We start from the raw sequence: 8,398 nt of genomic DNA on the forward strand, positions 1-8,398 counted from the left end.
CACTTCAGGCTTCTGGCTTCTCGCCGATCAGCGCCGTGCGGGTATGCGGCGCAACGGTGATGTCGACACCCGGGAGGATGCGGCGGTCGCCGTACGAACGCTCGATGCCGCGCTCGATGATTGGTTGCGTAAGGGTATGCATAAGCACTGGTTCTCGGAGTCGAAACGATTCCTGCCGGGCTCAGCCTCGGACGCGGGACTTCGGGGGACTCAGGAAGCGACGAGAGCACGACCTGCGGAGGGCGATGATCTACATATGATCCGTGTCTCCATGGACGGCTACACCGCCGAGAAGTATCGCTACGAAGCACTCGGTCTCGAACTGGTCAAGCATGTCATTCGACGGGCCGGCCTCTTGGGCACTCAGACGGCTAACCCGCTCATACCGAAAGCTATCGGGCCCGACTTTACTTACGAGTCGAATCCCACACTCTTCGCAGGCCGCGCCGGACGCGGCCCGCTAACAGTCGTGCTCGACACAAACTTGCTTATCGACTACTTCGAGAATGGCTGGACGATGTGGCGCGGGGAGTCCCTGCCCGAATTGCACCCTGGAGAGTACGGCGAGCATCTCGAGGCCTTGCAACTGATTCTTGCAGTGTGGGTTTCGCGCGACATCGAGCTCATGATGCTTGAAGAGTCACTGCATGACACCCGGGGAAGGACAATCAGCAGTGACCGCGACAAGCGAAACCGGAACGGCTGGGACGAGTTCTATCGGGCCCTCAGCCACAGCCCTCATCGCCCGACGAAAGGCATCCCAGCCCCTGTCCCGCCGCGAATCGTCGAGTTGATCACGGCGAACGTGCCCGTGGGTGGCGACCGACGCTTGATTCGGGCTGCGCTCAACACCGAAGCCCATGTCTTTCTCACCCGAGACAAAGACTTGCTGCGGCTAAAAGCCGATCTCAGAGGCCTCGGCCTCTCTATCCTCAGCCCCGGCGATCTGCTCGAAGCTCTCTCCGCCTACGGCGCCTTGAACTTCCTTTGGGATCCGGCCAGTCTCTACTGGCCGATGCCGGACCAAGAAAAAGTCGCGCACATGATCTGGGCCCTCCCGGCACCTCCTGGGTGAATTGGCCCAGAGCACTAGTGCCATGGACCGTCGGCGTCGCGCCGCGTCAGTCCTTTTCGACTACTGCGTCTTCGGACTTTGCCTTTACCCGAACAGTCCATTGAATCAAGTCCCGCTTATGTGGAGTCGATGACGTCGGGACTGCCATCGAGATGAGCGGGATCACGTTCGTGAGATTGAGTTCATCAGGTGAACCCTGATCGCGATCGTCGACCAGGTAGAGCAAGGCGACTCCGCGGCCCTCCGCTCCGGCCAGCCCGACCACCGCTTCTCCTCGCGCAATCGGTTCAACGGCACTTCGATGCTTCTGATCAGACCCAACGAAATCGATCCGCCCACCGGTGCGACGTCCGCGCCTAATAACGGGAGCATCGACGCCGGACAGCTTGATTCTGCCCACAGTCTTCGACGGCTGCGGCCAGACCACGGCCCACTCATTGATCCGACCATCGTTGGTCGCCTTCTCTAGGAACGTCGTGAAGGGCCTCACAACTTCCTCGTATTGCGGGTGCCATTCCAGCTTCTGGAACAAGTGTAGAAATTCAGCCGCGGAAAGAACCCCGAACTTCGAATCAACAACACCCATCGAACCGTCAGCCAGAACGTATTGAAGACCGACGTCCGAACTCGCGGAGCCAACGAATGTCGACGCGACGCCGAGCAAGTTGCGCTCGTTTCCCGCGTCCCCGCGGGGAGGGACCGAGTATCGATCCTGAACCCCGCTGGCTGCAGCCTTCGACTCGATCACTGCATTCCACATCTTGTTCCGAGCAGTTGGACGCAACCACGGAAGGTGCTGGCTGACGAGCGGGGGAATCTGTCGTGGCTCGACCAGCGGCATTCCGTCTTCGTCGAAGCCCTCATACACGCGAAGTTCGTCTCGCAACGCTTCCTCGTCCAGCAATAGAGCCTCGAAAGCTTCGTAAAGATCGACGGTCTGGTCGCGGCGGATGTACAGCCGAACCAAGTCGCGATAGCCAGGACGGAAGCCGAACCACCGTCCCGCCTGCATCAGGGTGTCGGCCTGCCCCGCTTTCCGGCGAAAGTACGAAACAGTTAGACCCTCGACCGTGAACCCACGGCTGAGCTGGGTTCCGCCTACGAGAATTCGCCAGACCTTGTCGGCCTCGAAGTCGAGCTTCTTCTGTTGATCTTGAATCGCTTTGTCCGAGTTGACAACGAGGATGGGGTCACCGTCCGAAGTCATCTCTTGAAGGGCGTCGGCAACGTATGGACGTATCGCCCCGAACGATGCAGGCACCGGGCTTCCTTCTGCCCGAGCCTCCATGACCGGGGCAAAGTCGGACTCGAAGAGCCTCTGCAAACGAGCGAGTCCGTCGGCGGATGCGAAGCCCGACGTTTTCCAGATCGTTCGCACATCGCTTGCCGCGTCGCTGTGGTCGGCTCGCGAGACGGACTCGTGAACGAGCATGGTGTGGTGTCGATATCGAAGGTCCGAGACGGATTCCCGGTACTTCTTGATGGCTCCGCTCAACACCCAAGCGTCAAGAGCCGCTTGGATTTCAGACCGACGGGCATCTGGATCGTGTTCCGCATCGCCAACAAGGGATCGGACGTATGCCAATTCGTTTGATGTCGCGATTGTCTTGTCGTCGTCATCCCAGCGCTTGCCGACATCGTGGAAGTCCTGGACCCCCATGTAACCGGGTGGGCGCCGGAGGGAGAGAACGAAATCGGCAGGGAAGAGGTCGCGCTCGTCGTCTGGATCGACGAATACGTTCGCAAATGGCGTCGCCGTATACCCGACGTACTGAGCGCGAGGGCACAGTTGCAGAATCTGTGTGATCAACTTGTTGATTGTTGAACGCTTGCGATCGTCCGCCGAGGGCTTGTCGAACTTGTCTGGATTCGTAGTGTCGACCGAAGCCTGGTCCGACTCGTCGTCGATGATGAGAACCGGCAACTGGGCGAGGTCGTCTTTGAGGGGTGTCAGGTCCTTGATGAGCTTCGTCAACGGCGCGCTGTTCTTCTTGATCACCGCGACATATGCATCTGTATTGAAGAGGTTCGACTCGTCGTTCAGCAGTTTCGACTTGTCGGTGCGAAGGAACTTCAACCGAGTCAACCCCTGAGGGAGTCGCTTGTAGTCGTCGCGGTGCGTTGTGACGCGAGAGATGTGCACTACGCCCTGCTGCTCCAGGGCCGCACCGTGCCTTACAAACTTCTGAGCGATCCAGTCTTCGTCTTGTTGGTAATCCAGTTCCTTTGCAACCGTGGCATCGGACGGATCCTGGCCCGCGAGAATGTTCTCAACGCCCATCAGCTCCATGTCCATTCGGCGTTGCGTCTGCGCTCGCAGGATCTCGATCGTGCCGGTTAGAACAATGATCAGGCGGTAGCCGGCGTCGACAGCTTTGGCGACTACACCAGTGAAGTTCGCCGTCTTGCCGCTCTGGACGTAGCCGACAACTAGACCCTTGGTCTGTTTGATCTCGGCGCGGGTCGGATCGCTGAGGCGCTCGATTACGTCTGTGGTCGTCTGGTCGAGCGATGCAATCGCTTCAGCCTCCCACTTCTTCACGTCGCGAAGGTAGGTCTCGTAGTCGTCCCAGTAGACAGTCGTCCGCTTCTTCCGAGCCTCCCGATACCAGGGCTCGAACTTTTTCGAGATGACGATGGCTGCCTTCTCGAATATCGGGACGCGCCTGGTAAGTGCAGTGATGCCCATGTCTTCGAGTTCGAGTGCCCGACAGATCGCGTCACGGCGTGCGGCGGTGTGCGGCGGTGTGGGACCGTCGACGGTCGCGGTCGTATCCAACGACTCATCCGAATCCCAACCGGCCACGTCGAGCCGTAGCTGCACCAAGGCCGGATCGTTTTCTGCGGCGGACGTGACGAACTCGGCGAACTCGGCTTCACTGACCAATCGCCCGGCATGGATCTCGAGTAGTCGGAGGATCGGCTTGGGCGCATGGCGGATACCGGTGAGCGCGTTCGTCAGTCCGTCCGCCCAGTCGGGTCTCGATTGAGTCACTGAATCTCCCCTTGTGCGGTCTGCCCGAATCCGCGCAACTTTGACGGCAGCTCGACGTGATCAAGCGCTGTCACATCCACGCGATATTCGACATCGGAAACGAGGCCGAAGTTGGGAACGACGGCGCCGAGTCGGTCGGTCGTAATCGCGGGGAACTGCTCGTCGACACGATAGGCGCGCGGCGCGCTTCGCAGCGCCCAGTAGGTGGGGTAGAGGTCCGTGTCGTCGATCAGCCATCCCGCCGCGGACAACCGCTCATCAAGCCCCGTATTATGCCCTGCGGCCGCTGCCCTTACCCTGCCGACGAGCCCGGGAAGCGTCGAACCTGTCTCAACACTTGCGCGAGTGATCTGCACCGAAAGCAGCAGCAGCGGAACTTCCCCGACTGGGACCAACTGATCGAGACCTGCAATGACGTGCTCGCGTCGTTCGGTGCTAGTCGTCTTGACCTCGATATGGGTATCGCCGAATGCGAAGTCATGCTCTTCCGAGAGGGGACCCTGCCAAGCCCCGATAGCCGCCTCGGCCCCGACCGTGTTGATGAGATGTTCGACAACCAAGAGCTCTCCAAAAAGGCCGACTTCGGCGTGCATCGAAAGACTCATGCGCTGAGAGAGCACACTCCGATAGCGATCGACGCTCGCGGAACAAGCTGCGGCCAGCGCTAGGTTCCTCAGCTGAACCGCATCCGCGATCTCCGTGAGCAAGCCATAGGCCAACTGGACGCTGCGGTCGACATGGATCGAGATGACCGCGAGATCTCTTTCACCGTCGACCCTGGTGGTGAAGGCGACATTGCTCAGGCGCGCGAGGTCGGGTTCCGGCTGCTCGTACGAGGTCCTCAAGCTCACTTCGTGAGCCTGAGGGTCGAGTCGAATCTCGCACCACGGGGACCCACTCAGGGGAAGAACATACGGGCTGCCGGACTGCCAGAGCAGGTCCAAACTGGCGAAAGTCTGGTGTCGGCCATCGTTGCCTTCAGTCATCGACCTTGGACTCTCGCATCTTGGACTCTGCGGCGGCGGCGGCGCCCAGGACGCTCTTCCAGAGCTCGATCTCGTCCTTGTCCTTCACTCCGAGGTGCTGTCCCTCGAAAACGTGATGGGTCAGGAGGTAGAGCAGAGATTTCAATACCGGAGCGTCATTCAAGCTTCCTCGCTCGGGCGCGAACAGGTGTCGGTACAGACTGTTCAGCCACAACGTACGCTGAGAAAAGTCGATGTCAAGGAACTCGTCGCTGGGCATCCGCTTCCATTGCAGACGAAGCGCGTCACCTGAAATGAGGGGCAGCTCGTTGCTGATGATCCTCCTCAGCTGCGGCGCGAAGCCCTTGTCCGGCGCGATCGCAGGTTTGCGCGAATGCTTGCGACGGTTCGCCGTGACATACATCGCCTCGGCATCACGCAGGTACTGCTCGAAAGTCGTTCCGTCTTCTGCGATCGCGTGTCCGACAGCGTCGTGGAACATGGGCTCGAACTTGAGCCCATGTTTCTCCGGGTTCATCGCTACGAGGGTGCTCACGGCTGACAGGTCATCGAGGACAACCCGCGCAAGTTGACGCTGCGGAGTGCGGTTGGCGAGATCGGACCACCCACCGATCTGCAAGAGGCGGTTGTTTCGATAGATGAACAGCCCCTGATAGTGGTCCCCGGATTTGCCACCGATCCGGAACCCGGTGCGATCTGCTTTCGCTGGCCAGATGTGACACTGAAGTCGCACCTCTTCGCCATCGACGGTCGCCACGAGTATCTTCGGGTAGTCAGGGTGGCCCGATCCCGGATATCCGAGAGGATCGATCGGCAGGACGGGCACACCGATTCCAAGAGCAAACTGATCACGATCGTCGACCTGGATCTCGATTCGCAGGCCGCCACCTGAAATCAGTCGATGAAACACGAGCCCAAGATGACTGCGCAGCGACTCGTGCGCATTCGCGAGCCAAACGCGGGCTTCTTCGGCGTTTCGACCCTTGTAAGTGTTGCGGATCTCGGTCCAAATGACCGAGGTCCCGATGGGGCTCCCCAGAACGCCGCTTCGCTGCTCCGCCCGTTCATTCGCCACGTCGGGCGAGAGCACTTCGCAGGAGAAATCTTGAGAGAAGTCAGCCCTCCGGATTCGACGGCCGACGGCCGACGACCCTGCCCGAGCGGACCAGACAGTCAACACATCGGCGTGGCCAAAGGACGCCGCCTTGAGCCCGACGCCGAAGTGGCCGAGATCTTCATCCGCGTACGCGCGCTGCTCTCCCAGCCTCATCGCGCTGTCCGCCGCTTGATCATCCATTCCGCGGCCGTTGTCTAGTACTTCGACTCGAACGAGGCGCTCGTCACTCGTCAAGAGTCTGACGATCACATGCCCAGCGCCCGCGTCGATGCTGTTGTCGATCAAGTCCGCGAGTGCGGACTCGAGCGTGTGGTTCACACCCAAGCTCTTCACCAGGCCCGCGTCCGGCGGAAGGCTGATACGTGCGATGACGTCGCTCATCTAGTCCTTTTCGCAATCGTCCACGACTCGGAGCCGCTGAACGTCCCTGTACTGGGTCATTCCTATCGGATGCCAGTGTCATTCGCGCGTTGGCGTTGTCGCGGCTCGGGATAGTCGAAGCGAGATCGTCGTGTCCGTGGTGACTCGTGTCGGCTCGGCCGGCTAGTGTTATCGAATGGACTTCCCTGCGTCTGGCGCGCCCGAACGCATCCGTGTGCTGGATCTGTTCAGCGGGGCGGGCGGACTCAGCGAAGGCTTCCGACGAGCGTCCGAGCGCTTCGAGACCTTACGCGCGATCGAATTCGATGCCGCGGCCGCGGCAACCTATGAAGCCAATCATGGCGCTGACAAGGTTTTCGCGGGCTCCATCCAGGACTGGCTGAGAACCGAAGAAATCCCCTCAGCCGACTTGATCATCGGCGGACCTCCCTGCCAAGGTTTCTCAGCGCTCGGCAAGCAAGACGTCAACGATGAACGCAACGACTTGTGGGAGTACTACGCGCAGACGATCAAGCTCTCGGCACCGAAGTATTTTGTGCTCGAGAACGTTCCGACTTTTCTGGATTCAGATCAGTTCTTTCGTTTCCGCAACAAGACGCGGGGTAACGGGTTCCTCCGCGAGTACAAGTTTGAGGCTCGCATCCTCAATGCGGCAGAGTACGGTGCCGCTCAGATTCGGAAGCGCGTGATTCTGATCGGTCACCATAGGGATCTTGCGGCCCCAAGTTTTCCGACGATCGCCGACGCCTTCAAGACGCGAGATGGCTGGGTGACCTTAAGCAAGGCCCTCGAGGGACTAACGCAGCATGTCCAATCAATCGATTTGCCGGAGCGAAGCAGGCGATTCGGAGATCGCGTGATGGCGGGCGCGTTTCGCAGCGACGAGTTGCACCTGACACGACATTACGAGGACATCTCCAAGAAGCGATTCAAGGCGATCCCGGCGGGCGGCAACCGCTTTAGCCTCCCCGATGATCTCAAGCCGAAGTGCTGGCGCAATCACACCACTGGCGCAGGCGATGTAATGGGCCGACTTTCGTGGGACAAACCCGCTGTGACGATCCGCACCGAGTTCTTCAAGCCCGAGAAGGGCCGATACCTTCACCCGACCGAGGATCGTGCACTCACGCACCATGAGGCTGCTCGAATTCAAGGGTTCCGAGATGACTACGAATGGGTAGGTTCGAAGACTTCGATAGCGCGGCAGATCGGTAACGCGGTCCCCATTCCCTTGGCCGAGGCTATCGGGGCACATCTCGCTAAGCAGTTCTAGGGTTCGTGCCTTGTCCTGGGCGACTACGACAGGTGTTCGTCGGTCGATGCTCGCGAATCGACGAAAGGACACGTCGCCGGAGCTCAATGTACGCAAGCTCCTGCACTCGCGTGGTCTTCGGTACAGAGTCGACTTTGCTCCGATCGGCGGGCGTAGGCGAGCAGACATAGTCTTCACTCGATCAAAGACCGCAATCTTCGTGGATGGCTGCTACTGGCATGGGTGCCCCGAGCACGCGACCTTGCCGAAGTCGAACACCGATTACTGGTTGCCGAAGCTGGAGCGCAATGTCGAGCGCGATCGTGAAACCGATGCGCTACTTCGTGAGGCCGGGTGGACGGTCATGAGGTTTTGGGAGCATCAGGCACCCGAAGCCGTCGTGCAGATGATCGTCGACGCTGTGCACCCGAGTATCTAGAGCGTCGCATGTCGCCGATAGCGTGAGGTCAGTGTCAGGGTGACATTGCCGCGTTGCGGTGGTTGGCTCCTGATCACTGGGTGTCTGGCTCTTAGCGTGGGTGCCGCCTTCGGGCTGGCGAGCATGCGTTTTGCCGACGCCCGGTGTGATGGA

The 8,398-nt window shown here is 60.1% G+C and carries 7 protein-coding genes; 3 read left to right on the forward strand and 4 right to left on the reverse strand.

Annotation, left to right across the window (positions count from 1 at the left end):
- Positions 1–4: 4 nt before the first annotated feature.
- Positions 5–142, reverse strand: a complete 138-nt coding sequence (locus tag IE173_RS05755) for a hypothetical protein (protein ID WP_191282390.1) — start codon at positions 140–142, stop codon at positions 5–7.
- A gap of 114 nt (positions 143–256) precedes the next feature.
- Between IE173_RS05755 and IE173_RS05760 the strand changes: the two genes are divergently transcribed.
- Positions 257–1,075 (forward strand): hypothetical protein, encoded by an 819-nt coding sequence (locus IE173_RS05760; protein ID WP_191282391.1) that lies wholly within the window; start codon positions 257–259, stop codon positions 1,073–1,075.
- A 46-nt stretch (positions 1,076–1,121) separates the two neighbouring features.
- Here IE173_RS05760 and IE173_RS05765 read toward each other — a convergent pair whose 3' ends face one another.
- From IE173_RS05765 to IE173_RS05775, 3 genes are all read right to left on the reverse strand, one after another.
- Positions 1,122–4,070: a Z1 domain-containing protein gene (locus IE173_RS05765; protein ID WP_191282392.1), complete on the reverse strand. Its 2,949-nt coding sequence runs from the start codon at positions 4,068–4,070 to the stop codon at positions 1,122–1,124.
- Entirely contained in the window at positions 4,067–4,921 is an 855-nt protein-coding gene (locus IE173_RS05770; protein WP_229841907.1) for a PD-(D/E)XK motif protein, read from the reverse strand. Before IE173_RS05770 ends, IE173_RS05765 begins: the two co-directional genes overlap by 4 nt.
- Positions 4,922–5,048: 127 nt before the next feature.
- Complete coding sequence (locus tag IE173_RS05775; RefSeq protein WP_191282394.1) at positions 5,049–6,554, reverse strand: ATP-binding protein; 1,506 nt, start codon at positions 6,552–6,554, stop codon at positions 5,049–5,051.
- Positions 6,555–6,729: 175 nt separating this feature from the next.
- On the opposite strand from IE173_RS05775, the gene IE173_RS05780 reads away from it, so the two are divergent.
- Both IE173_RS05780 and IE173_RS05785 read left to right on the forward strand, forming a co-directional pair.
- On the forward strand, positions 6,730–7,827 hold the full coding sequence (locus IE173_RS05780; protein ID WP_191282395.1) for a DNA cytosine methyltransferase: 1,098 nt from the start codon (positions 6,730–6,732) through the stop codon (positions 7,825–7,827).
- A 10-nt stretch (positions 7,828–7,837) separates the two neighbouring features.
- The gene (locus tag IE173_RS05785; RefSeq protein ID WP_268248898.1) at positions 7,838–8,245 is read left to right on the forward strand and encodes a very short patch repair endonuclease; all 408 of its coding nucleotides are present in this window, start codon (positions 7,838–7,840) and stop codon (positions 8,243–8,245) included.
- The last annotated feature ends 153 nt before the right edge of the window (positions 8,246–8,398 follow it).

Origin of the sequence: Pseudolysinimonas yzui (genome assembly GCF_014653215.1) — a bacterium.
Taxonomy (GTDB): Bacteria; Actinomycetota; Actinomycetes; order Actinomycetales; family Microbacteriaceae; genus Pseudolysinimonas_A; species Pseudolysinimonas_A yzui.